This is a genomic window from Pseudoflavonifractor sp. SW1122, from assembly GCF_012027765.1.
GTDB classification, from domain to species: domain Bacteria; phylum Bacillota; class Clostridia; order Oscillospirales; family Oscillospiraceae; genus Enterenecus; species Enterenecus faecium.
The window spans coordinates 115,412-139,883 of record NZ_SJOS01000001.1 but is presented as its reverse complement, the minus strand read 5'-3'; the positions used below and the strand labels follow the sequence as shown (position 1 = coordinate 139,883).

The 24,472-nt window shown below is 59.5% G+C and carries 26 protein-coding genes and 2 tRNA genes; 8 read left to right on the top strand and 20 right to left on the bottom strand.

Features of this window, described 5'->3' with window-relative positions; genetic code table 11:
* Nucleotides 1-19: 19 nt before the first annotated feature.
* Nucleotides 20-553, bottom strand: a complete 534-nt coding sequence (rbr, locus tag E0L15_RS00695; RefSeq protein WP_087229723.1) for a rubrerythrin — start codon at nt 551-553, stop codon at nt 20-22.
* Nucleotides 554-697: 144 nt separating this feature from the next.
* On the opposite strand from rbr, the gene E0L15_RS00690 reads away from it, so the two are divergent.
* On the top strand, nt 698-1,081 hold the full coding sequence (locus E0L15_RS00690; protein WP_143482143.1) for a hypothetical protein: 384 nt from the start codon (nt 698-700) through the stop codon (nt 1,079-1,081).
* 45 nt (nt 1,082-1,126) lie between these two features.
* Here E0L15_RS00690 and E0L15_RS00685 read toward each other — a convergent pair whose 3' ends face one another.
* From E0L15_RS00685 to ylxM, 17 genes are all read right to left on the bottom strand, one after another.
* Nucleotides 1,127-2,281 carry a bifunctional histidine phosphatase family protein/GNAT family N-acetyltransferase gene (locus E0L15_RS00685; RefSeq protein WP_087389903.1) on the bottom strand — a complete coding sequence of 385 codons (1,155 nt, stop codon included), beginning with the start codon at nt 2,279-2,281 and terminating at the stop codon, nt 1,127-1,129.
* A 31-nt stretch (nt 2,282-2,312) separates the two neighbouring features.
* Nucleotides 2,313-3,230 (bottom strand): dihydroorotate dehydrogenase, encoded by a 918-nt coding sequence (locus E0L15_RS00680; RefSeq protein WP_168124175.1) that lies wholly within the window; start codon nt 3,228-3,230, stop codon nt 2,313-2,315.
* Nucleotides 3,223-3,993 carry a dihydroorotate dehydrogenase electron transfer subunit gene (locus E0L15_RS00675; RefSeq protein ID WP_087229736.1) on the bottom strand — a complete coding sequence of 257 codons (771 nt, stop codon included), beginning with the start codon at nt 3,991-3,993 and terminating at the stop codon, nt 3,223-3,225. The genes E0L15_RS00680 and E0L15_RS00675 overlap by 8 nt, the downstream gene beginning before the upstream one ends.
* A gap of 20 nt (nt 3,994-4,013) precedes the next feature.
* On the bottom strand, nt 4,014-4,937 hold the full coding sequence (gene pyrF / locus E0L15_RS00670) for an orotidine-5'-phosphate decarboxylase (RefSeq protein ID WP_087229740.1): 924 nt from the start codon (nt 4,935-4,937) through the stop codon (nt 4,014-4,016).
* On the bottom strand, nt 4,927-6,222 hold the full coding sequence (locus E0L15_RS00665; protein WP_168124174.1) for a dihydroorotase: 1,296 nt from the start codon (nt 6,220-6,222) through the stop codon (nt 4,927-4,929). Before E0L15_RS00665 ends, pyrF begins: the two co-directional genes overlap by 11 nt.
* Nucleotides 6,223-6,452: 230 nt before the next feature.
* Nucleotides 6,453-6,794, bottom strand: coding sequence for an ASCH domain-containing protein (locus E0L15_RS00660; RefSeq protein ID WP_206020497.1), 342 nt, complete (start codon nt 6,792-6,794; stop codon nt 6,453-6,455).
* Between the two features lie 70 nt (nt 6,795-6,864).
* A tRNA-Arg gene (locus E0L15_RS00655) sits at nt 6,865-6,941 on the bottom strand.
* A 14-nt stretch (nt 6,942-6,955) separates the two neighbouring features.
* Nucleotides 6,956-7,031, bottom strand: a tRNA-Thr gene (locus tag E0L15_RS00650).
* Between the two features lie 435 nt (nt 7,032-7,466).
* Complete coding sequence (locus E0L15_RS00645) at nt 7,467-8,207, bottom strand: SH3 domain-containing protein (protein ID WP_087229749.1); 741 nt, start codon at nt 8,205-8,207, stop codon at nt 7,467-7,469.
* A gap of 83 nt (nt 8,208-8,290) precedes the next feature.
* Nucleotides 8,291-9,148 carry a 16S rRNA (adenine(1518)-N(6)/adenine(1519)-N(6))-dimethyltransferase RsmA gene (rsmA, locus tag E0L15_RS00640; RefSeq protein ID WP_168124172.1) on the bottom strand — a complete coding sequence of 286 codons (858 nt, stop codon included), beginning with the start codon at nt 9,146-9,148 and terminating at the stop codon, nt 8,291-8,293.
* Nucleotides 9,139-9,954: a pantothenate kinase gene (locus tag E0L15_RS00635; RefSeq protein WP_168124171.1), complete on the bottom strand. Its 816-nt coding sequence runs from the start codon at nt 9,952-9,954 to the stop codon at nt 9,139-9,141. The genes rsmA and E0L15_RS00635 overlap by 10 nt, the downstream gene beginning before the upstream one ends.
* Before the next feature lie 18 nt (nt 9,955-9,972).
* Nucleotides 9,973-11,163, bottom strand: coding sequence for a tRNA (guanosine(37)-N1)-methyltransferase TrmD (trmD, locus tag E0L15_RS12605; protein WP_168124170.1), 1,191 nt, complete (start codon nt 11,161-11,163; stop codon nt 9,973-9,975).
* 5 nt (nt 11,164-11,168) lie between these two features.
* Nucleotides 11,169-11,654, bottom strand: coding sequence for a ribosome maturation factor RimM (gene rimM, locus E0L15_RS00625; protein ID WP_168124169.1), 486 nt, complete (start codon nt 11,652-11,654; stop codon nt 11,169-11,171).
* A 66-nt stretch (nt 11,655-11,720) separates the two neighbouring features.
* The gene (locus tag E0L15_RS00620) at nt 11,721-11,951 is read right to left on the bottom strand and encodes a KH domain-containing protein (RefSeq protein ID WP_162607922.1); all 231 of its coding nucleotides are present in this window, start codon (nt 11,949-11,951) and stop codon (nt 11,721-11,723) included.
* A gap of 20 nt (nt 11,952-11,971) precedes the next feature.
* Nucleotides 11,972-12,208: a 30S ribosomal protein S16 gene (gene rpsP / locus E0L15_RS00615; protein ID WP_087229767.1), complete on the bottom strand. Its 237-nt coding sequence runs from the start codon at nt 12,206-12,208 to the stop codon at nt 11,972-11,974.
* A gap of 65 nt (nt 12,209-12,273) precedes the next feature.
* Nucleotides 12,274-13,614 carry a signal recognition particle protein gene (gene ffh, locus E0L15_RS00610; RefSeq protein ID WP_087229770.1) on the bottom strand — a complete coding sequence of 447 codons (1,341 nt, stop codon included), beginning with the start codon at nt 13,612-13,614 and terminating at the stop codon, nt 12,274-12,276.
* Nucleotides 13,615-13,617: 3 nt separating this feature from the next.
* A complete protein-coding gene (gene ylxM / locus E0L15_RS00605) occupies nt 13,618-13,989 on the bottom strand; it encodes a YlxM family DNA-binding protein (RefSeq protein WP_087229773.1) in 372 nt (123 codons plus the stop codon).
* Nucleotides 13,990-14,249: 260 nt separating this feature from the next.
* Here ylxM and E0L15_RS00600 point away from each other — a divergent pair, with 260 nt between their 5' ends.
* Genes E0L15_RS00600 through folD form a run of 4 tightly spaced genes read left to right on the top strand, consistent with a single transcriptional unit; the run spans nt 14,250 to nt 18,594 of the window.
* On the top strand, nt 14,250-15,533 hold the full coding sequence (locus E0L15_RS00600) for a pitrilysin family protein (RefSeq protein ID WP_168124168.1): 1,284 nt from the start codon (nt 14,250-14,252) through the stop codon (nt 15,531-15,533).
* Between the two features lies 1 nt (nt 15,534).
* Nucleotides 15,535-16,830, top strand: coding sequence for a pitrilysin family protein (locus E0L15_RS00595; protein WP_168124167.1), 1,296 nt, complete (start codon nt 15,535-15,537; stop codon nt 16,828-16,830).
* 2 nt (nt 16,831-16,832) lie between these two features.
* Nucleotides 16,833-17,756 carry a prolipoprotein diacylglyceryl transferase gene (lgt, locus tag E0L15_RS00590; RefSeq protein ID WP_168124187.1) on the top strand — a complete coding sequence of 308 codons (924 nt, stop codon included), beginning with the start codon at nt 16,833-16,835 and terminating at the stop codon, nt 17,754-17,756.
* Nucleotides 17,746-18,594 (top strand): bifunctional methylenetetrahydrofolate dehydrogenase/methenyltetrahydrofolate cyclohydrolase FolD, encoded by an 849-nt coding sequence (folD, locus tag E0L15_RS00585; protein ID WP_168124166.1) that lies wholly within the window; start codon nt 17,746-17,748, stop codon nt 18,592-18,594. The genes lgt and folD overlap by 11 nt, the downstream gene beginning before the upstream one ends.
* A gap of 34 nt (nt 18,595-18,628) precedes the next feature.
* On the opposite strand, the gene nth is transcribed toward folD, so the two are convergent.
* Nucleotides 18,629-19,267, bottom strand: coding sequence for an endonuclease III (gene nth / locus E0L15_RS00580; RefSeq protein WP_168124165.1), 639 nt, complete (start codon nt 19,265-19,267; stop codon nt 18,629-18,631).
* Nucleotides 19,268-19,404: 137 nt separating this feature from the next.
* Here nth and glyA point away from each other — a divergent pair, with 137 nt between their 5' ends.
* On the top strand, nt 19,405-20,655 hold the full coding sequence (gene glyA / locus E0L15_RS00575) for a serine hydroxymethyltransferase (RefSeq protein WP_168124164.1): 1,251 nt from the start codon (nt 19,405-19,407) through the stop codon (nt 20,653-20,655).
* A 331-nt stretch (nt 20,656-20,986) separates the two neighbouring features.
* On the opposite strand, the gene E0L15_RS00570 is transcribed toward glyA, so the two are convergent.
* A complete protein-coding gene (locus tag E0L15_RS00570) occupies nt 20,987-22,129 on the bottom strand; it encodes an amidohydrolase (protein ID WP_168124163.1) in 1,143 nt (380 codons plus the stop codon).
* A gap of 207 nt (nt 22,130-22,336) precedes the next feature.
* Between E0L15_RS00570 and cdaA the strand changes: the two genes are divergently transcribed.
* Together cdaA and E0L15_RS00560 are read left to right on the top strand one after the other, a co-directional pair.
* Nucleotides 22,337-23,230 carry a diadenylate cyclase CdaA gene (gene cdaA, locus E0L15_RS00565; protein ID WP_087369271.1) on the top strand — a complete coding sequence of 298 codons (894 nt, stop codon included), beginning with the start codon at nt 22,337-22,339 and terminating at the stop codon, nt 23,228-23,230.
* The gene (locus E0L15_RS00560; protein WP_168124162.1) at nt 23,205-24,470 is read left to right on the top strand and encodes a hypothetical protein; all 1,266 of its coding nucleotides are present in this window, start codon (nt 23,205-23,207) and stop codon (nt 24,468-24,470) included. The genes cdaA and E0L15_RS00560 overlap by 26 nt, the downstream gene beginning before the upstream one ends.
* Nucleotides 24,471-24,472 lie beyond the last annotated feature (2 nt).

Genomic DNA, 24,472 nt, shown 5'->3' with positions numbered 1-24,472 from the left:
TTTGCAATTGACGGATCAATTAGTAGTTCATGCAGCGGCGCTCAAAGTAGGCCTGGGGATGAGCGCACACGGGGCAGACCTGGGGAGCATCGTTGCCCACGTGGACGTGGCCGCAGTTGCGGCAGATCCACACGGTCTGCTCACCGGCGGAGAAGACCATGTCGTTCTCCAGGTTGGCCAGCAGCTTCAGGTAGCGCTCCTCGTGCTCCTTCTCGATGACGGCGACCCCTTCGAACAGAGCGGCGATGCGGTCGAAGCCCTCCTCACGGGCGGTCTCGGCCATCTCCTTGTACATGGTCACCCACTCGTAGTTCTCACCCTCGGCGGCAGCCTTCAGGTTTTCCCGGGTGTTACCAATGCCGCCCAGCTCCTTGAACCAGATCTTGGCGTGCTCCTTCTCGTTGTTGGCAGTCTCGGTAAACAGAGCGGAGATCTGCTCATAACCCTCCTTCTTAGCCTTGCTGGCGAAGTAGGTGTATTTGTTGCGTGCCTGGCTCTCACCGGCAAATGCTGCCCACAGATTGGCCTCGGTCTTGCTTCCCTTGAGTTCCATATTGTTACCTCCTTTAAGTGACGCTCATAGGATGAGCTTTTCCTCATGATACTACACAGATAGCTGGGAAGCAAGAAAAAATTTCTTAATTATTTTTCAATTTTTATCCCATACTTCTAGTATCACGAAAAGGAGTGTGAGGATATGAAACGCAGACTATCTGTTTTCTTGTTGGCGGTAATGGCCACGTTTGTGTTTGCCGGATGTTCGTCCAACGATCCGGTGAAAACCACGCCTGAGGCGGTGCCTGCCACCCAGGTGCCCAACGACGCAGATCAGGGGGGCGGAGCCGGAGGAACCAACGATGAAAACAACGACGGCACACCGGATTCCACCCCGGACCCGGATGAGCGGGTGGAGGACGGCCTGGACGACATCAAGCAGGACGTGGAGAACGGGGTAGACGACGTGAAAGACGACGTGGAGCAGGGCGTGGATGACGTGAAACGGGGCATTGACGATGCCGCCGACAAGGCCCAAGATGAGATGAACCGCATGAAAGACGAGGCCAGCGAGTCCATGAAATAAAACAAGCAGCTGCCAGGGGGTTTGCCTTGGCAGCTGCTTTCTGTCTTATTGATAGCTGATGTACTTTTCCATGGTGTCCAGCACGCCGGTGCCTCCGGGCTCTTCGCCAATCTTATGGAAGTCATGGCGGAGATAGAAGGACTTGGCCCGCTGGTTCTCCGGCGCGCAGCGGAGTAGAAGACGCTTGCGGCCCAACTTTCGGTAGCAGGAGATGGCCTGGCCCAACATCTGTACCCCCAGGCCCTTGGAACGGTAGGGGGGGAGCATACAGAAGAAGGGAATGCGGCCCACGCCCTCCTCTGCCTGTTGTTGCCAGTCCATTTGCAGAATCCCGGCGGGCTCGTCGCCCAGCAGAGCCACCAGAACACTCTCCGGGGCGTACTCGGAATTTTTCTTCATCACGTCCAGGAAGGCGGCGCCGTTAAAGTGGTCCATGGTGCCGTGGCTGGTCATCCAGGCCTCTTCCCGAGCCTGCTGATACAGGGCCTCCTCTTCGGGCAGCTGCAAGGGGCGGAATCGCAGACTGTTGTGCCGCATGGCATCCAGCATGTCGGACCCAGAGTTGTCCTTGGGGTGGATGCGGTTGGCCAGATCACCCAGGTGGCTGTTGTCGTTGTAGTAGCAGATGTTCACCTGGTCGTTCTGGAACTGGAGCTTGGCCACACAGGTGTTGTCACCCAGAGGCATGTAGCCCATCTCCTCTACGGGCACGCCCAGCCAGCCGGAGATTCCGGCCCGGATGGCGCTGCCGTGGGAGAATACCGCCACCGTCTGATCGGGGTGGGAGGCGGCAATGCTGGTGATGGCACACATCATGCGCTCCCGGACGCCGGGGAAGGTCTCGCTGCCATCCACGTGCCACTGGGGATCGCAGAGGAGGAACTGGCGGAGGCTCTCCGGCTCGGCGTGGAGAATCTCGCCCCAGCTGTGGTCTTCCCAGCAGCCTGCCCCCACTTCCCGCAGGTCCGCGTCCACACACAGCGGCAAGCCCCGGGACAGACAGATGGCCTTGGAGGTCTCCATGGTGCGGGTCAGGTCGCTGGAGTAGACGGCGTCCACGTGGACGTTTTCAAAACGCTTGGCGAGGGCCTGAACCTGACGGTAGCCCAGGGGAGTGAGCAGGCCATCGTACCAGCCGTGACAACGACGGTACAGATTGCCCTCCGCCTGGGCATGACGGATGAGATAAATTGTGGTCATGTTGGTTGTTCTCTCTTCTCTCGTCAGGAAATTACCAGGGGCGCACGCCGCCAGTGAGTTGGGCGATGGACTCCAGGCCTTGCGCCTGGGCCAGCTCCTTCAGACCGTCCCGCACCTTCACAGGGGTGTAGGGGTCAGCAAAGCAGGCGGTGCCCACCGCCACAGCGGAGGCGCCGGCCAGCATCAGCTGGGCGGCATCGTCGGCCTTGGACACGCCGCCCATGCCCAGAATGGGCAGATTCACAGCCTGGGCCACTTCCCAGACCATGCGCACGGCCACGGGGAGCACGGCGGGGCCGGACAGACCACCGGTGTTCATTTTCAGAATGGGGCGGCGGGTGTTGATGTCAATGCGCATGCCACGCAGGGTGTTGATCAGGGAGAGGGCGTCGGCCCCAGCGTCTGCCACGGCCCGGGCGATCTCGGTGATGTCGGTGACATTGGGGGAAAGCTTCACCATCACGGGGACGGTGGAGTGGGACTTGGCCATGTGGGTGACCTCAGCGGCCAGCTCGGGCTTGGTGCCGTAGGCCAGTCCGCCCGCCTTGACGTTGGGGCAGGAGATGTTCACCTCGATCATATCTACGCCAGCGGCAGACAGCTTCTCGCACATCTCGCCGTACTCCTCGGGGGTATTGCCGGAGATGTTGGCGATGACCTTCACGTCATACTGACGCAGGAAAGGCAGCTCTTCGGCAATAAAGGCGTCCACACCGGGGTTTTGCAGGCCCACGGAGTTGAGGATGCCCATGGGAGTCTCTGCAATGCGGGGGGCGGGATTGCCCTCCCGGCGCTGGGCGGTGAGGCCCTTGACGCAGATGCCACCCAGCTCGGACAAATCGTAGAACTGGCCGTACTCCCGGCCGAAGCCGAAGGTACCGGAGGCCACCACCACGGGGCTTTTCAGTTCCACACCGGCCAAATTGACCTTCATGCAGGGTTCAGTCATCCCAGGACACCTCCTTGGAGTCAAATACAGGTCCGTCTTTACACACGTGCTTCTGGTGCCCATCGGCGCTCTTGCAGGCGCACACCAGGCAGGCACCCACGCCGCAGCCCATACGCTCCTCCATGGAGACCTGGCAGGGCACGCCCATGGCCTCAGCCACCTTGGCTACCGAGCGGAGCATGGGCTTGGGGCCGCAGGCCAGTACGGCGGTGTAGTCGGAGTTGCGCTCCAGCTCCTCCCGCACCAGGGCGTCCACAAAACCGTGGTGGCCCATGGAGCCGTCGTCGGTGGCCACGCGCACCTGGCCGCAGCAGGTGGCAAACTCCTCCACCAGCATGGCGTTGCCCTGAGAGCGGAAGCCCAGAATGGCGGTGTTGTTCACTCCGGCGTGCTTGGCGCAGCCCAGCATGGGGGGCACGCCGATGCCGCCGCCCACCAGCAGGTAGCGGCCCTGGGGCTCCATCTGGAAGCCGTGGCCCAGGGGGCCCAGCACATCCAGCTCTTCGCCCACCTGGCGCTGAGCCAGCCAGCGGGTGCCCTCACCCCGGGCCTCAAAGACCATGCGGATAAGGTCTCCTTCCACAGACCAGCTGCAAATGGAGATGGGGCGGCGCAGCAGCAGGCCTTCCCCACAGCGCACGTGGACAAACTGTCCGGGGCGGGTGATCTGGGCGGCCATGCCGTGGCTCTGGAAGGTCATGGACACACCACCGGAGGGGAGGTGTACGGCCTCCACGATGGTGCAGCGTTGTTCTACAGTCATATCTCTCTCCCTCTCTTGGCTTAGCGCACGGTGATGTATTCCTTCAGCTCATCCCGCATCTTCTCAGCGGCGGCACGGGCGGCCTCCTGGTAGTCCAGACCGTTGTTGTCGGTCTTTTTCCAGGCGCACATGATGGAGCGGGAGGCGTTGATGATGGCGCCGCGGCCCAGCTCGTCAAAGGCGTTGCGCACGTCCTCGGCAGTGCCGCCCTGAGCGCCGTAGCCGGGGACCAGGAAGAAGGTCTTGGGCAGACGGCGGCGCAGTTCCTTGAGCACGGAGGGGTGAGTGGCGCCCACCACAGCGCCCAGAGCCTGATAGCCGCAGGCACCCTCGGTGTCCTTGCCCCAGCGCTCGATAAGGTCGCCCATGACGGTGTACACCACACGGTCACCGGCCACCATGTCCTGGAGCTCCACAGAGGAGGGATTGGAGGTCTTGGCCAGCACGAAGGCGGACTTGTTGCGGGCCACACACTCCTTGAGGAAAGGCTTGATGGCGTCAGAGCCCATGTAGCCGTTGAGGGTTACACAGTCGGCGTCGAAGGCGGAGAGGTTGGCGCTGCCCACCTGGGTGGTACCCAGCCAGCCCTCAGCGTAGGCGGTGGCGGTGGTGCCGATGTCGCCCCGCTTAATGTCGGCGATGACATACAGGCCCTTGCTCTTGGCGTAGGCCATCACATCCTCCATCACCTTCATGCCACGCCAGCCCAGCATCTCGAAATAGGCGGCCTGGGGCTTGACGGCGGGGACCACGTCACAGAGGGCGTCAATGAGACCGCAGTCGAACTCGGCCACTGCCTCGGCGGCGGCTTCCAGGGTCTCGCCCAGACGGTCGGTGTGCTTTTTCAGAATGTGAGGGGGAATGTACTCCACGCGGGCGTCCAGACCGGCCACGGTGGGGTTGGCTTTCTCACGGATCTTTTCCTGCAAAACATCAAATGACATCTCTTTCATCCTCCTGATAAATGATCTGACCCATCGAAATGGTATATTTCACTTTGCCTTTCAGCTGGAAACCGTGGAAGGGGGTGTTGCGGCCCTTGGATGCGAAGATGTCCCGGTTCACCGTCCAGACCTGGTCGGGGTCGAAGAGCACAAGATCCGCAGGACGGCCCTCCTGGAGGGTGCCGCCGGGCAGCCGGAGCAGGGAGGCGGGGGTGGTGCTCATGCGGTCAATCACCTTCATCAGGGACATGTGGCCGGCGTGATAGAGGTAGGTGAGGGCGAGGCCCAGAGAGGTCTCCAGACCCACCATGCCGCTGGGGGCTTTCTCCAGGGGCTGGGCCTTTTCCCAGGCGCAGTGGGGGGCGTGGTCGGTGACAATGGCGTCAATGGTGCCGTCCTTCAGACCCTCCAGAATGGCGGCACGATCCGCTGCCGTTCTCAGCGGGGGATTGACCCGGGCCATGGTGCCCTGGCGCAGCACCTCTTCCTCAGTGAGAATGAAGTACTGGGGGCAGGTCTCACAGGTGACGGCCACACCCTCCGCCTTGGCCCGGCGGATGATGTTCACGGTGCCAGCAGTGGAGATGTGGCAGATGTGCACCCGGGCTCCGGTTTCTTTGGCCAGCATCACATCCCGCATCACCTGTAATTCCTCGGCGATGGCGGGACGGCCGGGGAGGCCCAGCTGGCGGGAGACTTCACCCTCGTTGACGGCGTAGTTGCGCACCATGTTCTTATCTTCGCAGTGGTCCAAAATGGGCAGACCCAAGGTGCGGGCCTGCTGCATGGCCTGGCGCAGCAGGGCCAGGTTCTGGACGGGTACGCCGTCGTCGGTGAAGGCGGGGACGCCCGCTTTCCAAAGGGCCTGGAAGTCGGTGAGAGCTTCGCCCTTCTGGCCCTGGGTGACAGCGCCAGCGGGATAGACGTGGATACCCGTGTGGGCGGCCTTCTCCTTCACCAGGGCCACCACTTCCGGGCAGTCGGTAGCAGGGCGGGTGTTGGGCATGGCCACCAGGGTGGTCACGCCGCCACGGGCGGCGGCAGCGCACCCGGTGGCAATGGTCTCTTTATCTTCCTGGCCGGGCTCTCGCAGGTGGACGTGGAGGTCCACCAGACCGGGGGCAACCACCAGACCGCTGGCGTCCAGCGTGGAGCAGTGCTCCTCGGGGGTGGTCAGGGATTCGCCCACAGCGGAAATCCGTCCGTTGTCAATCAATATATCACAGATTTGATTCAGGCCGGTGGAGGGGTCAACCACATGTCCACCTTTCACCAGTAATTTCAAATTTCTCACTCCTCATGTTACTTCTACTTATATATTCGGCCTATTATACACGAAATAGCAGCAAGATGCAATTCGTAATTGCAAAAAAGTATTCCATCAACCCCAAAAAAGTGAAGTGAAACACGGGATGGAACAGGGCGGGACTGCCAAGATGGGGTGCGAAAACGACAAAAAAGGCATCTGAAAAAACAGATGCCTTTGCAAAGAGCTTGCCATTGAGCTTCGAGAACTTACAGTGGCTTGAACTTGATTACCACACAGCCGTATGTTTCTTCCTTCTCCTTGGACCACCAGCCCCGATAGGTGTCTTGAACCAGTTGTTCCACCGTAATTCCTTGGTCTGCAAAATCCTCTTCCCAGAAATCCTGATAGCAGGTTTTGAAGTCTCCATAAATGTGCAGGCTTTCCACCAGTACGGTGACCCGTTTGTTGGACTCCGTGTTATAAAATGTGATGGTGTCTCCGGGGCGGATGTTTTGCCGCTTCTCATCATATAAACGGTACTCCCGACGCTTTTGCCCGGATTTGACGGTTTCAAAATTTTCGGGGTACAGCCCCATTTCGTGATTCATATGATCCACCTTCACCTTCTGATGGGATGAAAAAAACAAGAATCTCGAATGCAAGCGCATTCGAGATTCTTGGTACGGCTGGAGGGATTCGAACCCCCGACCTTTTGGTTCGTAGCCAAACACTCTATCCAGCTGAGCTACAGCCGCATATGAAAAGCTTTTGGAGCTGGTGACGTGACTTGAACACGCGACCTGCTGATTACGAATCAGCTGCTCTACCAACTGAGCTACACCAGCATTCCTGTCGTGCCTTCGTGGCAGAGGCGAGGCTCAAAAGCTTGATTATCTTACCACGGGGATGGACATTTGTCAACCCTATTTTTCAAAATTCCCAGAGATGATTTTCCGGTGTCGTGAAAAACAAAAAAGTTGCCTCCTCCATCGTGGGCGAGAGGGAGGAGGCATGGTTTTCAAAAGAGAGAGGGAGGAGTTGTCATTTCTGACACTGTTAGGATACCACATCCCAGATTGTGTGAGTGGATATTCTTTGAAGTTTTTTTGAAGAAATTGTGAATAAGCCCTCACACCCGATCCTGGGGTAATTTGGGTATGGAATTATGGGGCTGGGATGCCAGGGTTTGCAGGAGAAACCAGGCGGGCATGGCGTGGTCAGAGTGGTCCAGCTGTATCCAGACGTGTTCGGGCGGGATGCAAACCTCAGGGGCGAGGGGCTCAAACCAAGGTGATGAAATCTGCGCTTGCATATCCTTCTGTCCCGTCAAAGGAGACCAGGTACCAGTCCTGCCACTGGTTGAGGATGGTCAAGATGGCCCCGTCATAGGCCTTGGCAATGACGGGGGCGGACAGGGAGGGGCGGGAACGGATGTTCAGGTGCCCCCAACTCACGTCCACCACCCCCTGACGAGGGGCGTTAGGTGCCAGGAAGGGAATTTGGAAGTATTCCGCCAGGGCCTGGACGATGGTCCGGGCGATGAGGTCCAGATTGGTCTGTACCCACACGGCGTCATCCAGGTTGTCATGGTAGCCCAGCTCCAAAAAGACGGAGGGGGCCCGGGTGAGCCGCACCTCTCCGATGGTTCGAGTGGGCTCCACCCGCACTTTGTCCGGTAAGGGGTAGATCTCCCGCAGATGGTCGGCCATAATGGTGGCGGCTTTGGTACCCTGGACGCTGCCCGGGTAGTGGAACACCAGGACACCTCGGTTCTGGCCATATTCTCCCTCTGGAGAGGCGTTGGAGTGCAGCGCCAGGTGCAGGTCGTAGTTTCCTGCGTTGGAGGCCCGGATGGAGGACGCAGCCGTCATATCCGGGGTGTTTCGGCTGTATCGAATCCCGGTGGCCTCCAGGTATGGAATCATGGCATCGGCAAGGCGGTTCATCCACTCCTCTTCGCTGCCGCCGTTGACGTATAAGTTATTCTCCTGGGTGGAGGGAGATAGATAAATGATAGGCATGATGTTACCTCCTTCATCCCAGTGTATGCCCCAAAGGGCAAAGTGACAGCCCTTCCCGGGAAAAGGCCGGGAAGGGCTGCGTGTTACATATGAGAGTATAGGGTGTGGGCCAGACGGGAGAACTCCTCCAGGCCCAGCTGCTCGCCGCGGACCGTCTCTGCAAATCCGCACTCGGTCAACACGTCTCGCAGCTGCTCTTTGGACAGCTGGCTGCCGTAGGCAGAGGACAGGGCGTTGAGAAGGGTCTTTCTCCGCTGGGCGAAGGCGGCCCGGATGACGGAGAATAGCTGCTTGGGGGGACAGTCCACCGGGGGAGTGTCCCTTAGAGTCATGCCGATCACCGCAGAAGTCACCTTGGGGGCGGGGAGGAAGCACTGGGCGGGCACCTCGAAGAGGTACTCGCACACGGCGTGGTACTGGCAGAACAGGGAGAAGGCCCCGAAGTCGGAGGTGCCGGGCTGGGCGCAGATGCGGCGGGCCACCTCCCGCTGAATCATCACCGTGACCCGGCGGAAACAGCCGCTCTCCAGCAGCAGGGTGATGACGGGGGTGGTGATGTTGTAGGGCAGATTGGCGCAGGCCATGGGGGTGAGCCCCTGGAACTTCTCCTCTACCAGTTGGGGGATGTTCAGCTTCATCACGTCGCCGGGGACGATCTCCACGTTGTCATAGCTGCCCACGGTCTCCTCCAAAATGGGGAGCAGGGAGCGATCCAGCTCCACAGATACCACTTTGCCCGCCTGTTGGGCCAGCTGCACGGTGAGGGGACCGATGCCGGGGCCGATCTCCAGCACGCCGCAGCTCTCATCCAGCTGGGCGCTGTGGGCGATGTCCCGGGGCACCCAGTCCTCAATGAGAAAGTTCTGGCCCATGGACTTGGAAAAGTGAAATCCATGGCGGGCCAGCAGGGCCTTAATATCAGAAAGATTGGTTAAATCCATGATGTGTTCTCCTTTGCCAACAGGGCTGTGCCGATGGCGGTGGCGCAATCGGCATGGGGCGCGATGACATAGTTGGGGGCGTAGAATTGGGTGAAGACCTGGAAGCGGGCCTTGGCCTGGGGCAGCCGGGTCAGAGCCCCCAGCAGCACCACATCAGACACCTGGTGGGCCCCGCAGGCCAGCATGGCCATAGTGCCGGTGCACTCCAAAACCAGGTTTAACAGCCCGGCGGACCAGTCCGCCCGGGTGGAGTCGGGGGAGGCCTTGGCCAGATTGGAGGAGGTGAGGCTGGGGTCTAGGGTCTCCGAGCCCTCGAACAGATCTCCAATGCGCAGATCCACCTGCCCCAAATCGCCTTCATCGGCCAGCTGAAACAGTTCATCCGGGGTGTGGACTCCCAGGAGACCTCGCCCCAGGCCCATGAGGGTGCCGCCCCCAATGCCTGTGCCGCCCAGGTGGGTGTAAGCGCCGTTGCGGGCTAGGACAAAGGTGGTGCCCGTGCCCATGTTTACCACTAGGGCATCGTCCTTTCCGGACAGAAAGCAGCCGCCGCAGCCGATGGCATCCAGCTCGGACACGGTGCACAGGGACAGACCCAAAGCGTCCGCTCCACAGCGGGAGCCGTTGAGCCCGGTGACGGCCACATGGGTGATGGGAAGGGAACGGATCCCAGAGCGCTCCAGGGCCTGCTGGAGGGTGTGGGCGCTGGTGTCGCAGTTGGATTGATAGTAGGTGGTACAGATGCGGTCTCCGTCCAGCACCGCCAGCTTCACGGCGCTGGTTCCGGCATCAATGCCCAAAATCATGGCAGGTACCTCCCTTTGTTATTTCAGACGCAGCTCGTAGGCCACCCGGCGTGCGCCTTGGTACTCCAGGTTTCCACGATACTGAAAATTCACGGCCTTCATGTGGGCCAGAAGCTCCTTGTCCTTCTTGCTCACGGCCATGCGCAACCAGGGGCTGCCCGCCTGTCTGGCCAGCTCCTCCGCCCGGTCCAGTAATTTGTCCACCAGGTCGGTGTGGAGGAGGGCGGGGTCTTGGCCGTGGAGGGTGAGGAGCATGCTGCGCTCCGGGGCAGACCACTTGCCGTCCTGAATACCCAAATCATCCTCAGCCTCCAGGGGTTCGAGGGAGAAGCAGGCCGCAGGCTCCGGCCCGTGACATAGCAAGTAGCTGTGAGGGGGCATAGCGTCGGTGTGGGGCCAGGGAATGGAGGCCCACAGCTCCGGTGTGGCCGGGACGGTATAGACGGGATGGGGGAGGGGGCGGAGCAGCTCCTCCGCCCGGATTTCTGCCAGCAACTTCTGGTCCTCCTTGGAGGACAGGTCCAGCTGGGCGTACAGGTCGGGGCGGCGGTCCCGGGTGCGGAGAATGGATTGCTTGCGCCGCCAACGCTCCACCTTCTTGTGGTCTCCGCAGGTGAGCACCTTGGGTACCTCCATGCCGTGCCACTGGGCGGGGCGGGAGTACTGGGGGTATTCCAGCATGCCGTTCCAGTGGCTTTCGTCCTCAAAACAGGCGTCGTGGGAGAGAACGCCGGGGATGAGGCGGCACACAGCGTCTGCCACCGCCATGGCGGCGATCTCTCCGCCGGTGAGAACAAAGTCCCCCAGGGAGATCTCCTCGTCCACATACCCGTCAATGAACCGCTGATCTATGCCCTCGTAGTGGCCGCACACCAGAATCAGATGGTCATACTCCCGGGCCAGACGGCGGGCGTCCTCCTGGGTGAAGGTCTTGCCGCAGGGGGAGAGGTAGATGGTGTGGGGGCGGCACTGGCGCTCCTGGCGAATGTGGTCCCAGCACTGGTAGAGAGGATCTGCCTGAAGAATGGCCCCCTGGCCGCCGCCATAGGGGTAGTCATCCACCTGTTTTTGTTTGTTTTTGGTGTAGTCTCGAATTTGATGGGTGAGGATGCGGATGTAGTCCCGTTCCTGGGCACGGCCCAAAATGGACTCGCTGAGCACGTCCCCCACGGTGTCAGGGAACAGGGTCATAATATCAATGTGATACATGCCTCTCACATCCCCTCAATGAGGCGAACCTTGATATAACCTCCGTCCACATTGGTCTCCAGAATGAACTCCGGCACGGCGGGGATGAGAATTTGACGCTCTCCTTCCACCACATACACCTGCTGGCGGGAGGGGGAGAGAATGTCTTTTAGAGTGCCCAGCTTCACACCGTTCTCGTCCACCACGTCCAGGCCGATGATGTCAGCCAGGAAGAAGGTGCCCTCGGGCAGGTTGGCGTCCTCTCGACGGATGTACACCACCTTGTTTTTCAACAGCATGGCGGTGTTTACGTCGGACACACCCTCCAGCTGAGCGATGACGCTGTTTTTGTGGACCCGGGCATTCAAAACCTTCACCGGCTTGCCGTCGATATACAGGGTGGAGAACTGGCAGAGAAAATCGGCGCTGTCCGCCCAGGGGACGATTTTCACCTCACCGCGAATGCCGTGGGTGTTGACGATTTGGCCGCACTCCAGATAAGGATGGATCATAATCGGTTCACCTCTTTGTGTCAAAATCAAAAAGGCGGGGGCTTGCCCCCGCCTTAAGCGGCTGTATCAGTCGATGATGTCAACGGATACCTTTTTGCCCTGACGCTGGGCAACCGAGCGCATCAGCGCCCGAATCTCCTTGGCGATGCGGCCCTGACGGCCGATCACCTTGCCCATGTCCTCAGCGGCTACACGCAGTTCCAAAACGGTCTCTGCGGGAGTCTCGTGCTCGGTCACAGAAACCTGGTCCGGATGCTCCACCAGGTTTTGGGCAATATAAGTGAGCAATTCCTTCATGAGGACCTCCAATCGCGCGCTTACAGGCCAGCCTTCTTCAGCAGGTCACGCACGGTGTCGGTGGGCTGAGCGCCGGTCTTGATCCAAGCCTGAGCACGCTCCACGTCGATGTTGACGGCAGCGGGATTCTGGCGGGGATCATAGGTGCCCAGCTCCTCGATGAAACGACCATCCCGGGGATAGCGGGAATCGGCAACCACAACGCGGTAGAAGGGAGCCTTCTTAGCACCCATACGACGCAGTCTGATCTTAACCATTGTATCTTCACCTCCATAGATTCTAGCATGTATATGGCAATGTCCGTGGGGGACAGAAACCAACCTTAAAAGGGCAATCCCATGCCTTTGATGCGGCTGAGCAGGCCTTTGGCCTTCTTGGGATTGGAGAACTGGCGGGTGAGCATCTGAATCGCCTCAAACTGCTTGAGCAGGCGATTGACGTCCACCACCTGGGTGCCGGACCCGGCGGCAATGCGCTTTTTCCGGCTGGAGTTGAGCACGGAGGGATTCTCCCGCTCATAGGGGGTCATGGACTGGATGATAGCCTCGATCTTGCTCAGACCGGCCTCGTCCACATTGAAGTCCAGCTTCTTGCCGTTCATGCCCGGGAGCATGGCGGCAATGTCCTGCATGGAGCCCATCTTTTTCACCTGCACCAGCTGGTCATAGAAGTCAGCCAGGGTGAACTTGTTTTTGCGCAGGCGCTCCATCTGCTCGGCGGCCTTTTTGGCGTCCAGGCTCTGCTCGGCCTTCTCAATGAGGGAGAGCACGTCGCCCATGCCCAAAATACGGCTGGCCATGCGGTCGGGGTGGAACACCTCGATGTTGTCCAGCTTCTCGCCGGTACCGGCAAACTTGATGGGCTTGCCAGTGACGGCTCGGATGGACAGGGCAGCGCCGCCTCGGGCGTCGCCGTCCAGCTTGGTAAGCATGACGCCGTCAATGTCCAGAGCATCGTCGAAGGCCTTAGCGGCGTTCACGGCGTCCTGACCGATCATGGCGTCCACCACCAGCAGAATCTCAGTGGGGTTGACGGCAGCCTTCACAGCCTTCAGCTCATCCATGAGCTCCTGGTCAATGTGCAGGCGGCCGGCGGTATCCAAGAACACCATGTCGTTGCCATGTTTTTTGGCATGCTCCACGGCGGCTTTGGCAATGTCAACGGGGTTGGTCTGCCCCATCTGGAAGACCGGGATGTCCAGCTGCTCACCCACCACTTCCAACTGCCGGATGGCGGCGGGGCGGTAGATGTCACAGGCGGCCAGCAGGGGGCGCTTGCCCTGCTTTTTCATCAATCCGGCCAGTTTGGCGCCGTTGGTGGTTTTACCTGCACCCTGCAAGCCCACCAGCATGATCACGGTGGGAGGGGCAGAGGCGATGGCCAGCTTGCTGTCCCCGCCGCCCATGAGAGCGGTGAGCTCCTCGTTGACGATCTTGATGATCATCTGGGCGGGGGTGAGGGACTCCAGCACATCGGTGCCTACGGCACGCTCGGTGACAGAGGCCACAAAGTTCTTGACCACCTTAAAGTTGACGTCCGCCTCCAAAAGAGCCATTTTGATCTCTTTCATGGCGACCTTCACGTCCGCCTCGCTGATGCGGCCCTTGCCACGCAGGCGTCGGAAGGTGGCGGAGAGTTTTTCCGTTAAGCTTTCAAATGCCATAGCTTACTCCTGTTTGAGTTTGGCGGTGTGTTCCTTAATACTCAGGGCAATCTCCTCCAGCGTAGAGGCGGTACAGGACCCGGCTCGCACAGCCTGGAGCAGTCGGTCAGCCGCTTCGTCAATGGCCAGCAGTTCTTTCTGGCTCTGGTGGAAGCGGCGGATGAGGTGAGTTTTCTCCTCGATCTCGTCCATGGCGGCCTCCGCCCGGACAATCACGTCCCGGACACCCTGGCGGGAGATGCCGTAGTTTTCGGCGATCTCGGACAGGGACAGGTCGTCGTTGTAGTAGAGATCGAAGAACTCTTTCTGACGGTCGGTGAGCAGATCCCCATAAAAATCATAGAGCATCGACATGCGGTACGCCTGATTCTTCATGGTGAGCACCTCCTTGACCGCGGGTTGTAAAGCAGACGAACTTTACAATGGATACTATACCATAGCCATCTCGGGCTGTCAAGGGAAAACACTTTCCATATACCTGGACAAATACAACAAAAATAACCTCCCCTCAAAAGTGTGGTTGTGGATTTTGCTGCAATGAAACGTGTGGAAAGGGGTGTGGCTGTTTTTATAGTGGAAAGATGGAGAAAATGATGTATAATATGCGTACTGAAATTCCCTGAAGGAGGAACGGTATGGAGCGATTCCACAAAACCCTGGCTGACGGGGTAGAGTTGGTCATGACTCGAACCAATCAATTCAAAACCGGTGTATTCAGCGTGACGTTGACGGTGCCCCTGCGGGCGGACACCGCCACGGCCTACGCTTTAATTCCCGATGTCCTGTATCGGGGCAGTCGGAACCATCCCAACATGGAGAGCCTGTCCGCTACTACGGACGAGCTCTACGGCGCATCCCTGGGCCCTGCGGTCCGTCAGCGGGGAGAGAGCCAGTGCGTGGGATTCCAGTGCAGCTTTATTGACGATCACTATGCCCTGGACGGTATGGCAGTGTTGGAGCCTGCCTTTGCCCTGGTGGGTGAAATTTTGCTGGACCCTTACACGGAGAACGGGGTGTTTTCCCAGGATTTTGTGGCCAGCGAGGGGGCCAATCTGGCCGACCGCATTGCTGCCCGGGTCAACGACAAGCGGGGCTGGTCCATCTTCCGGCTGGTACAGGAGATGTGCGCCCAAGAGGCCTATGCGGTGGACAAGCTGGGGGATGCCCAGACCGCCCGCAGCATGACGGCTCAGGAGCTGTGGGACCATTATCGGACTCTGCTCCGGACCAGCCGTGTTACTTTTTATTATGGTGGTTCTGCCGATGTGGAGCGGGTGGAGCAAGCCATTGCCCGCTCCTTTGCTCCGCTGCTCTCTGCCAGACAGGCTCCGGTGGTGTGCCAGGTGGTGGGCCGTCCCCAGAGCGGCGAGGTGCGGGAGGTCACCGATGCGATGGACGTCACCCAGGGCAAGTTGGCCTTGGGCTTCCGCACCGGCGGGGTGGTGGTGAACCATCCCCAGTTTGCGGCACTGCTGGTGTGCAACGCCTTGTACGGCGGAACTGCCCACTCCAAGCTGTTTACCAATGTGCGGGAGAAGATGAGCCTTTGCTATTTCGCCTCCTCCATGCTGGATAAGGTGAAGGGGCTGATGGTGGTGTCCTCGGGGGTGGAGTTTGCCAAGTTCGGCGTGGCCAAGGAGGCCATCCTGGCCCAGCTGGATGCCATCCGTCAAGGGAACTTCACCCAGGAGGAGCTGGAAGCTGCCATCCGCTCGGTGGTCAACGCCCTGGTCAGCCGCAAGGACAGCCAGGGCCTGATGGAGGACGATGGGGTGTCCACGGCACTGTCTGGGGGAGACCCTACCCGCCCGGACGAGCTGGCCCAGCAGGTGGAGCAGGTCACTCATGCCGATGTGGTGGCGGTGGCTCAAATGCTGGCGCTGGATACGATCTATTATCTCACGGGGGAGGAGGGCTGACATGGAACTGCGGGAATATCAGCTGCTGGGCGAGAATATCCATCGACACCGCCTGGAAAATGGGCTAGAGATTCTGGTGGATGTGCGGCCGGAATACGCCAAGCAATTCGCCTTTTTTGCCACCCGTTACGGTGGCATGCACCTTCGCTTTCACAACGAGGACGGGCACTGGGTGGACACCCCGGCGGGAGTGGCCCACTTCCTGGAGCACAAGATGTTTGACTCGGAAGAGGGAAACGTGCTGCAAATCATGGCTGCCAACGGGGCAGTGGACAATGCCTTTACCGCTGCGGCCATCACGGGCTACTATTTTGAGTGTACCCGGGGCTTTGAGGAGAACCTGCGCACCCTGCTGAGTTTTGTCACCACTCCTTATTTTACTCAGGAGAGCGTGGCCAAGGAGCAGGGCATCATTGCCCAGGAAATCCGCATGTGCCTGGACGACCCGGATGTGGAAGTGTACTACCAGCTCATGGAGGCCATGTATCAAAACCACCCGGTGCGGGTGCGAGTGGCAGGCAGCGAGGCATCCATTGCCCAGATCACCCCGGAGGTACTGTACCGCTGTCATGAGGCCTTTTACCGCCCGGATAACATGGTGCTGTGCGTGGCGGGCTCTGTGGACCCCCAGCGGGTGGTGGAGCTGGCCCGGGAGATTGTGACCCACGCTGGAGGTGGCGTGGGTCAGGCGGACCTGGGGCAAAAGGAGCCGGTCCAGGTGGCCCAGTCCTACGTGCAGCGAGAGATGCCAGTGTCTGTGCCGGTGTTCGAGCTGGGCGTGAAGGGAACCCCCGCCCCGGAGGGGCAGGAGCTTCGCCAGCAGCTGGTGGGAGAACTGGTGTGCGACGTGCTCTTTGGCGCCTCTGCGCCCCTGTACACCAAGCTGTATGAGGAGGGACTCATCAACAGCAGCTTCGGCGGAGACTACGAGTCGGTGCCAGGATGCGCCTACCTCATGGCAGGCGGCGAGAGCCGGGACCCCAAGGCGGTGCGGGATGCCGTGCTGGCTGAGGCCCAGCGGCTGTGCCGGGAGGGCCTGGACCCGGAGCTGTGGGAGCGCCTGAAAAAGGCCGCCTATGGCAGCATGGTGCGGCGGCTCAACTCCCTGGAGGACACCTGCATTGAGTTGGCCCAGAACTATTTCCGGGGTGAGGAGTATCTGAACTTCCCCCAGTGTTTCCAGAGCATTGAGTGGGCGGATGCCAGAGCGATGCTGGAGCAGTGGTGTGTGCCGGAGCGGGTAGCCCTGTCGGTGGTGTGCCCGATGGGTACAGGCGATCAGGAAAGGTGGGATTGATCGTGGTCAATACGGTATCGTTTCCTGGCCTGGGCCTGGAATTTACCCTCAATCGGGTGGCGCTGAACCTGTTTGGTAAGGACATCTACTGGTACGGCGTCATCATTGCCTTTGGATTTCTGCTGGCGGTGTTTTACTGTACGAAAAAGGCTGCCAGCTTGGGCGTAGACAGTGAAAAACTCATTGACATGCTGTTTTTCGCTGTGCCCCTGGCCATCATCGGGGCCAGAGCTTACTATGTAATTTTCTATCTGTCTCAGTTTCGCGCCGCAGACGGCTCCTTTGACTGGGGGCGGGCCATTGCCATCTGGGACGGAGGCCTGGCCATCTACGGCGGTGTGATTGCAGCGGTGATCACTGTAGCGGTATACTGCAAGGTGCGCCACCAGTCTTTCTGGAACTATGCAGATGTGGGCTGTTACGGGCTGCTCATCGGCCAGGCCATTGGACGCTGGGGCAACTTTGTCAATGTGGAGGCCTACGGCGGCTTGACCACGCTGCCTTGGCGCATGTGCTCCACCTCCATCGCCAATGAACTGATGGACAAGGGCCTGCTGGAGTCCCAGGAGGCATATCAGAGTATTTTGGACGGCACCCTGGGCGTGCACCCCACCTTCCTCTATGAATCTCTGTGGAATGTGCTGGGCTTTGTGCTCCTGGTGCTGCTGGCCCGGAAGGGCCGGAAATTTGACGGACAGATTTTCCTGTCCTATGTGGCATGGTACGGTGTTGGCCGTGCCATCATCGAAGGGATGCGCACCGACAGCCTGTACTTCTTTAGCACCGGGCTGCGCACGTCTCAACTGGTGGGAATTATTTCTGCGGTGGCCGCCATTGTCATCATGGTGATTCAATGGAAGCGGGGGAAGGGTGTTACGCCGCCCCTGACTGCGGCCGGGAAGGAGCAAGAAGAACATGGCAATTAAGATGGATGGCCTGGCTCTGGCCAAAAAGTTAAAGGAACAGGCCAGGGAGGAAGCGGCACAGCTGCGGCGCAGACCGGGCCTTGCGGTCATTATCGTGGGGGACAATCCTGCCTCCCGGGTATACGTCAACAGCAAGCGCAAGGACTGCGAGGAGTGCGATTATTACAGTGAGGAGTACGCCCTGCCGGAGACCAGCAGCCAGCAGGAACTGCTGGAGCTCATTGGCGAGCTGAACCGCCGGGAGGACATCGACGGTATTCTGGTGCAGCTGCCTCTGCCCCGGGGCTTCTGTGAGGAAGAGGTGTTGCTGGCCATTGATCCCGGCAAGGATGTGGACTGTTTCCACCCCTATAACGTGGGAAAGCTTACCATCGGCCAGCCGGTATTCCAACCCTGTACCCCCGGCGGCGTCATGGAGCTGCTGAAGGAGTACCACATTGATCCCGCCGGGAAGCGGTGTGTGGTGCTGGGGCGCTCCAACATTGTGGGCAAGCCCATGGCCATGCTGCTGCTCCACGCCCATGGCACCGTCACCGTCTGCCACTCCCGGACCCCGGATATGAAAGAGATCGCCGCCACAGCGGACATTCTGGTCTCTGCCGTGGGCCAGGTGGGCCTGGTCACCGGGGACATGGTGAAGGAGGGAGCGGTGGTCATCGACGTGGCCATGAACCGTAACGCCGAAGGAAAGCTGTGCGGCGACGTGGTGGTGGAGGAAGTGGAGCCCAAGGCATCCTATCTCACCCCCGTGCCCGGCGGCGTGGGCCCCATGACCCGGGCCATGCTCATGCTGAACACCTTGACCGCGGCCAAAAACCATTTGAAATATTTGAAATAAAGGAAGCCCCGCCGATCTCGGCGGGGCTTGCTGCTTACAATTTAGCGGCGTAATCACACACGGGAGCCAAGGGGCACATGCCGCACTTGGCCTGGCGGGCGGTGCAGATGGCCCGGCCGTGGAGCACCAGGCGGTGGCAGAAGTTGTTGGACTCCTCTGGGGGAAGAATTTCCCGCAGCTGCTTTTCCACTTTGCCGGGGTCCTTGGTGCCATCGGTGAGGCCCAGACGTCCGGAAATGCGGATGCAGTGGGTGTCTGCCACCACCACACCTGGGGTGTGGAACACATCGCCCAAAATCAGATTGGCGGTCTTGCGCCCTACGCCGGGTAGAGCCACCAACTCCTCCATGGTGCCGGGGACCTTTCCGCCGTGTTGGGATAGGAGCATCTGGGCGCACAGCACCAGGTCCCGGCTCTTGGCCCGGAAGAATCCGCAGGAGTGGATGTATTCCCCCACTTCCTCCACGTCTGCCTGGGCGAAGGCCTCCAGAGTGGGGAAGCGGGCGAAGAGGGCGGGGGTGACTTGGTTGACCCGCTCATCGGTGCACTGGGCGGAGAGCCGCACCGCAAAGAGCAATTCATAGTCTTTCTTATATTGCAGCGAGCAGATGCCGTCGGGATAGAGCTGCTTGAGTCCATCCACCATGGCACGGACTTGCTGGGGAGTTTTCATATGTATCACCTCTGGCGATATCATACCATAGACCCAGGGGGAATGTCACGAAACTTTCAAGGTTTATCTATTGCTTTATTAGAATAAAGCGGATATAATAGGGCACAACTAGCTCATAAGAGAAAGGTGGAACAACCATGGTTTTGGAGTATATGGATTTTGTATCCAAAATGGACCCTGAGGTGGGTGCTGCCATCCGGGCCGAATATCAAAGACAGTGTGACAACATCGAGCTGATTGCCTCGGAAAACATCGTCTCTGAGACGGTGCTGGCCGCAGCGGGCAGCGTGCTCACCAACAAGTACGCAGAAGGGTACTCCGGCAAGCGCTATTATGGCGGCTGCCAGTGCGTGGACGTGGTGGAGACCCTGGCCATCCAGCGGGCCTGCCAGCTCTACGGGGCCAAGTTTGCCAATGTGCAGCCCCACTCCGGAGCTCAGGCCAACTACGCCGTGTATATGGCACTGTGCCAGCCCGGGTACACCGTGTTGGGCATGAACCTGGACCACGGTGGGCACTTGACCCACGGAAGCCCCGTGAACTTCTCCGGCAAATATTACAACGTGGTGGCCTACGGTGTGGACGAGGAGACTGGCTACCTCGACTACGACCAGCTGGAGCGGGTGGCCAAAGAGTGCAAGCCCAAGATGATTGTGGCTGGCGCCTCCGCCTATCCCAGAACCATCGACTTTGCCCGCTTCCGTGCCATTGCCGATGAGGTGGGCGCCTATCTGTGGGTGGATATGGCCCACATTGCCGGCCTGGTGGCCGCTGGGCTCCACCCCTCTCCCGTGCCCTACGCCCATGTGGTGACCACCACCACCCACAAGACCCTGCGTGGTCCCCGTGGCGGCATGATTCTCACCAACGACGAGGATCTGGCCAAGAAGATCAACTCCGCCATCTTCCCCGGTGCTCAGGGCGGACCTCTGATGCACATCATCGCTGCCAAGGCAGTGGCACTGGGCGAGGCCCTCAAGCCGGAGTTTAAGGTGTACCAGCAGCAGGTGGTGGACAACGCCCAGGCTCTGGCCCAGGGGCTCATGAGCCGGGGCATGAACCTGGTGTCCGGCGGTACCGATAACCACCTGGCTCTGGTGGACCTGCGCAATCTGGGCGACCTCACTGGCAAGGAGTTGGAGCGCCGCCTGGACGAGGTGCGCATCACCGTCAATAAAAACAAGGTGCCCGGAGATCCCCGCTCTCCCTTCCAGACCAGCGGCATCCGGGTGGGCAGCCCTGCGGTGACCAGCCGTGGCTTTACTACCGCCGACATGGACCAGGTGGCCCAGTATATTGTGTGGGCGGCTACGGACTTTGAAAACAAGGCGGAGGAGATTCGCCAGGGCGTGGCCCAACTCACCCAGGCCCACCCCATCTACCGATAACGATAAGATAAAACATGTGCCTGACGGCTTCGGCCGCCAGGCACATTTCAGACTGTCAAAGAAATTCATGTTCGTGCAAGAGGGACCAATTGACTTACCATTACGCCAAAGCCCTCGGCAGAGTTTTCCCATCCGCAGATGGGAAAATAAATTAAAATCTGTTTTTTTCGAGGACATGTGCATCGGAAAAAACTCTTCTCAGCCCGCCAGTGTGGAATTGGGTCGCCCTTTGACCCAATTATGCATGCAGCGGGCTGTAGCCCATCTCAAAAATGCTGGCATTTTTGAGAAGCGTGTGCCTGGCAGCTTCGGCCGTCAGGCACATTTTTGGTTAACCAACTACTTTTTCTCCGTTGATCCACACACACCGGATGTAGCTGTCACTGACCATGGGGTCTCCGTCCACCAGCACCAGGTCGGCATCTTTGCCCGGCTCCAGGGAGCCCACCCGATCTTCCACGCCCAGATGCTTGGCGGGGTTAATGGTGATGGCCTTCAATGCCTCGAAGGGGTCCATGCCCGCCTTCACGGCCAGCCCGGCGCATAAGGGTAGGTAGGATTGGGGAATGACGGGGTTGTCAGTGATGATGCTCACCTGAACTCCAGCCCGGGCCAGCACGCCGGGGGTCTCAAAGGTCTTGTTCACCAGCTCAATTTTGCTGGCATTGGTGAGGGTGGGGCCCACGGCGGCAGGGAACCCGGAGCGAGCCACCACCTCCGGGATGAGGTGCCCCTCGGTGCAGTGTTCCAGGGTCATGTTCACTCCGAACTCCTTGGCAATGCGGATGGCGGTACAGATGTCGTCGGCCCGGTGGGCGTGGGCCTTGAGGGGAATCTCGCCTTTCAGGACAGGAATGAGGGCTTCCAGCTTCATGTCGTACTTGGGCTTTTTCAGAGGATCGTCTCCGGCGGCCTCTTTGCGGGCCAGGTAGTCCTGGGCGGCAAAGAGCATCTCCCGCAGCTTGGCGGCGGTGCTCATGCGGGCGGAGTTACCTTTGCTCTGGTAGCAGCGCTTGGGGTTTTCGCCAAAGGCGCACTTCATGGCCACCGGGTCCCGGAGCACCATGTCGTCCACACAGTTGCCGTGGGTTTTCACGGCGAAGAAGGTACCGCCCAGCACGTTGGCGCTGCCCGGACCGGTGCCCACGGTGGTGACGCCGCCCTCCAGGGCCCGGCGCACCCCCAGCTCCAGGGGGTTGAAGCTGTCGATGCCCCGGAGGTGAGCGGCCACAATGTCTCCCATCTCGTTGTAGTCGTGGCCTTCAAAGCCCATGCCGTAGTTATCCAGGCCCAGATGGCTGTGGGCGTCGATGAAGCCGGGGTAGAGGCGCAGACCCTGGGCGTCCAGCTCTTCTTCGCCGGGGGCGGAGAGTTGGGGGCCAATGGCCTGGATGACGGTGCCGTGGATCAGGACATCCCCCACATAGGGTTGGGGGTGAACGGCGTCGTAGATTTGTGCATGTTTGATTAACATAGGGACATACCTCCTGGGTCCTTTGTGTATCTTTCGAGATTATACAATAAGAGCCCGAAAAAAGGAAGAGGAGACAGGCCGATTTGTTCATATCTGCTTCATATTTGAAGTTTTAGCTGTCATTGTCTTGCCAATTCGGCGTTTATGAGCTATAATACGTAGGATAGCCATACTATGGCATTTTGCCATGTGGTTGGAGGCGATGAAATGGAATATATTGAGCAGTTCCTGCGCACCGTTCAGGAGTATGTGAAGCTGATCGGCTTTTTTGACGTGTTGGATATGGCCATTGTGGCCTTCGTGGTGTACCATATTTTCCGCTTTGTCCGCCGCAGTCGGTCCGGCCAGGTCGTCAAGGCCATTCTGCTGATCGTGGTGGCTCTGGGCGTTGCCAATCTGCTGCAATTGCAAGTGGTGAGCTTTGTGCTGAATAATGCGGTGGAGCTGGGATTTATCGCCCTGGTCATTATCTTTCAGCCGGAGATTCGCCGCTTCCTGGAGCAGATGGGCAGCGGTAAAATCAAAGAGATCTTTGTCCAAGAGACCATTGACGATGAACTGGAGTATGCCATCCGGGAGACGGTGGAGGCTTACACCTCCTTGTCCAAGGATAAGGTGGGCGCTCTGATGGTGTTTGAGCGCAAGACCATGCTGGACGATGTGCTCAAGACGGGCACACCGCTGGATGCCCGGGTGTCTGCGGAACTTCTGAAAAACTTGTTTTGGAATAAGGCGCCTCTCCACGACGGCGCCGTCATCGTTCGCAACGGGCGAATTGTGGGAGCTGGATGTATGCTGCCCATGTCTGGGAATGTGAACATCAGCCGGGACTTGGGAATGCGCCACCGGGCTGGCATTGGCATCAGTGAAAACTCTGATGCGGTGGTAGCTCTGGTCTCTGAGGAGACGGGTTCCATTTCTGTGGCCATCAACGGGATGCTCAAGCGGCACCTGGCTCCTGCTACCTTGGAACAGATGCTGCGCAATGAGCTGATGCCCAAGCAGGAGGAGAGCAAGCCCTCCGGCACGGCATGGCTGACCAATATGCTCAAACCAATAAAGGGGGATAAGCCAGATGGGGAAGAAGATTCTCGACAGTAAGGCGCTCTATGTGGTTTTATCCATCGCCATTGCTGTGGTCATGTGGTTTTATGTGACCTCCATGGATGGAAATCAGGCGAGCAAATCCATTCGAAATATTACCATTACATTTTCCGGCGAAGAGCAGCTGGAGAGCAACGGCCTGATGATCGCCGGGGATGCACCCTCCGCCAATATTACGGTGAAGGCCAAACCTGCGGTGTTGGCCCAGCTCACCGATAAGACGGTGGAACTGGTGGTGGATGTGGCCACCATCGAGCGAGCCGGGGACTATACCCTGGCCTATACCGTGAAGCTGCCCAGCAACATCAGTGCCAGTCAGGTGCAGATCATCAACGAGGGGACGGGAAATGTCTCCTTCGCGGTGGCGGAGTACCGCCAGCGGGAGATCGAACTGCGGGGCAAGTTTGAAGGCACCACTGCAGAGGGGTATCTAGCTGGAGACCAGGAGGACTTTGTCTTCTCCCCCAATAAGATCACCATCAGCGGCCAGGCGGAGCTGGTCAACCAGGTGTCCTACGCCGAAGTGGTGGTCACGGGTGAAAACCTCTCCGAAAACGTGCGCGGGGACTTCCCCTACCGCTTCATCGGCGCCAGCGGCGACGTCATTGACAACCTGGACGTGGAGTGCTCGGTGGCCACGGTGCACACCACCTTCCCCATCTTGGCCACGGCAGACATTCCCCTGAAGGTGGATCTGGTGGAAGGCGGCGGCGTCGCCCTGGATCAGGTGACCTGCACCTTGAGTCAGGAGTCTCTCACCGTAGCCGGCAGCAAGACGGCCGTGGAGGCCATCCAGTCTGAGGGCTCCATCGTGTTGGGCACCATTGATTTGGGCACCGTCCACGACGGGGATGTGATCACCTTTGATATTGCCCTCACCGACGAGTTGACCAACATCAGCGGTGTCACCCAGGTGACGGCCACCCTGGATCTGGACGACTCTCTGAAGAGCAAGACCGTGGAGGTCACCAACATTGACTGCATTTCTCCTCCCGATGGCTGGGCGGCCAAAGCGCTGACCCAGATGGTGGAGGTGGAGGTCCGGGGCAGCCAGGAGCTGCTGGATGCCGTTACGCCGGATAAAATCCGGGTGGTGGCCGACTTGAAGGACATCAACCAGGCCGCGGGACAGTATACGGTGACGGCCAACGTCTACTTGGACAGTGTGGGCACCCGTGATCAGATCGATGTGGTGGGGCGAGACTATAAGATTGTGGTCTCCCTCTATAGAGCCTGATT

Bases quoted from the DNA above. Each gene is read 5' to 3' on its own strand.
- rbr (WP_087229723.1), bottom strand. From the start codon at position 553: ATGGAACTCAAGGGAAGCAAGACCGAGGCCAATCTGTGGGCAGCATTT.
- E0L15_RS00690 (WP_143482143.1), top strand. From the start codon at position 698: ATGAAACGCAGACTATCTGTTTTCTTGTTGGCGGTAATGGCCACGTTT.
- E0L15_RS00685 (WP_087389903.1), bottom strand. From the start codon at position 2,281: ATGACCACAATTTATCTCATCCGTCATGCCCAGGCGGAGGGCAATCTG.
- E0L15_RS00680 (WP_168124175.1), bottom strand. From the start codon at position 3,230: ATGACTGAACCCTGCATGAAGGTCAATTTGGCCGGTGTGGAACTGAAA.
- E0L15_RS00675 (WP_087229736.1), bottom strand. From the start codon at position 3,993: ATGACTGTAGAACAACGCTGCACCATCGTGGAGGCCGTACACCTCCCC.
- pyrF (WP_087229740.1), bottom strand. From the start codon at position 4,937: ATGTCATTTGATGTTTTGCAGGAAAAGATCCGTGAGAAAGCCAACCCC.
- E0L15_RS00660 (WP_206020497.1), bottom strand. From the start codon at position 6,794: ATGAATCACGAAATGGGGCTGTACCCCGAAAATTTTGAAACCGTCAAA.
- E0L15_RS00645 (WP_087229749.1), bottom strand. From the start codon at position 8,207: ATGCCTATCATTTATCTATCTCCCTCCACCCAGGAGAATAACTTATAC.
- rsmA (WP_168124172.1), bottom strand. From the start codon at position 9,148: ATGGATTTAACCAATCTTTCTGATATTAAGGCCCTGCTGGCCCGCCAT.
- E0L15_RS00635 (WP_168124171.1), bottom strand. From the start codon at position 9,954: ATGATTTTGGGCATTGATGCCGGAACCAGCGCCGTGAAGCTGGCGGTG.
- trmD (WP_168124170.1), bottom strand. From the start codon at position 11,163: ATGTATCACATTGATATTATGACCCTGTTCCCTGACACCGTGGGGGAC.
- rimM (WP_168124169.1), bottom strand. From the start codon at position 11,654: ATGATCCATCCTTATCTGGAGTGCGGCCAAATCGTCAACACCCACGGC.
- E0L15_RS00620 (WP_162607922.1), bottom strand. From the start codon at position 11,951: ATGAAGGAATTGCTCACTTATATTGCCCAAAACCTGGTGGAGCATCCG.
- rpsP (WP_087229767.1), bottom strand. From the start codon at position 12,208: ATGGTTAAGATCAGACTGCGTCGTATGGGTGCTAAGAAGGCTCCCTTC.
- ffh (WP_087229770.1), bottom strand. From the start codon at position 13,614: ATGGCATTTGAAAGCTTAACGGAAAAACTCTCCGCCACCTTCCGACGC.
- ylxM (WP_087229773.1), bottom strand. From the start codon at position 13,989: ATGAAGAATCAGGCGTACCGCATGTCGATGCTCTATGATTTTTATGGG.
- E0L15_RS00600 (WP_168124168.1), top strand. From the start codon at position 14,250: ATGGAGCGATTCCACAAAACCCTGGCTGACGGGGTAGAGTTGGTCATG.
- E0L15_RS00595 (WP_168124167.1), top strand. From the start codon at position 15,535: ATGGAACTGCGGGAATATCAGCTGCTGGGCGAGAATATCCATCGACAC.
- folD (WP_168124166.1), top strand. From the start codon at position 17,746: ATGGCAATTAAGATGGATGGCCTGGCTCTGGCCAAAAAGTTAAAGGAA.
- nth (WP_168124165.1), bottom strand. From the start codon at position 19,267: ATGAAAACTCCCCAGCAAGTCCGTGCCATGGTGGATGGACTCAAGCAG.
- glyA (WP_168124164.1), top strand. From the start codon at position 19,405: ATGGTTTTGGAGTATATGGATTTTGTATCCAAAATGGACCCTGAGGTG.
- E0L15_RS00570 (WP_168124163.1), bottom strand. From the start codon at position 22,129: ATGTTAATCAAACATGCACAAATCTACGACGCCGTTCACCCCCAACCC.
- cdaA (WP_087369271.1), top strand. From the start codon at position 22,337: ATGGAATATATTGAGCAGTTCCTGCGCACCGTTCAGGAGTATGTGAAG.
- E0L15_RS00560 (WP_168124162.1), top strand. From the start codon at position 23,205: ATGGGGAAGAAGATTCTCGACAGTAAGGCGCTCTATGTGGTTTTATCC.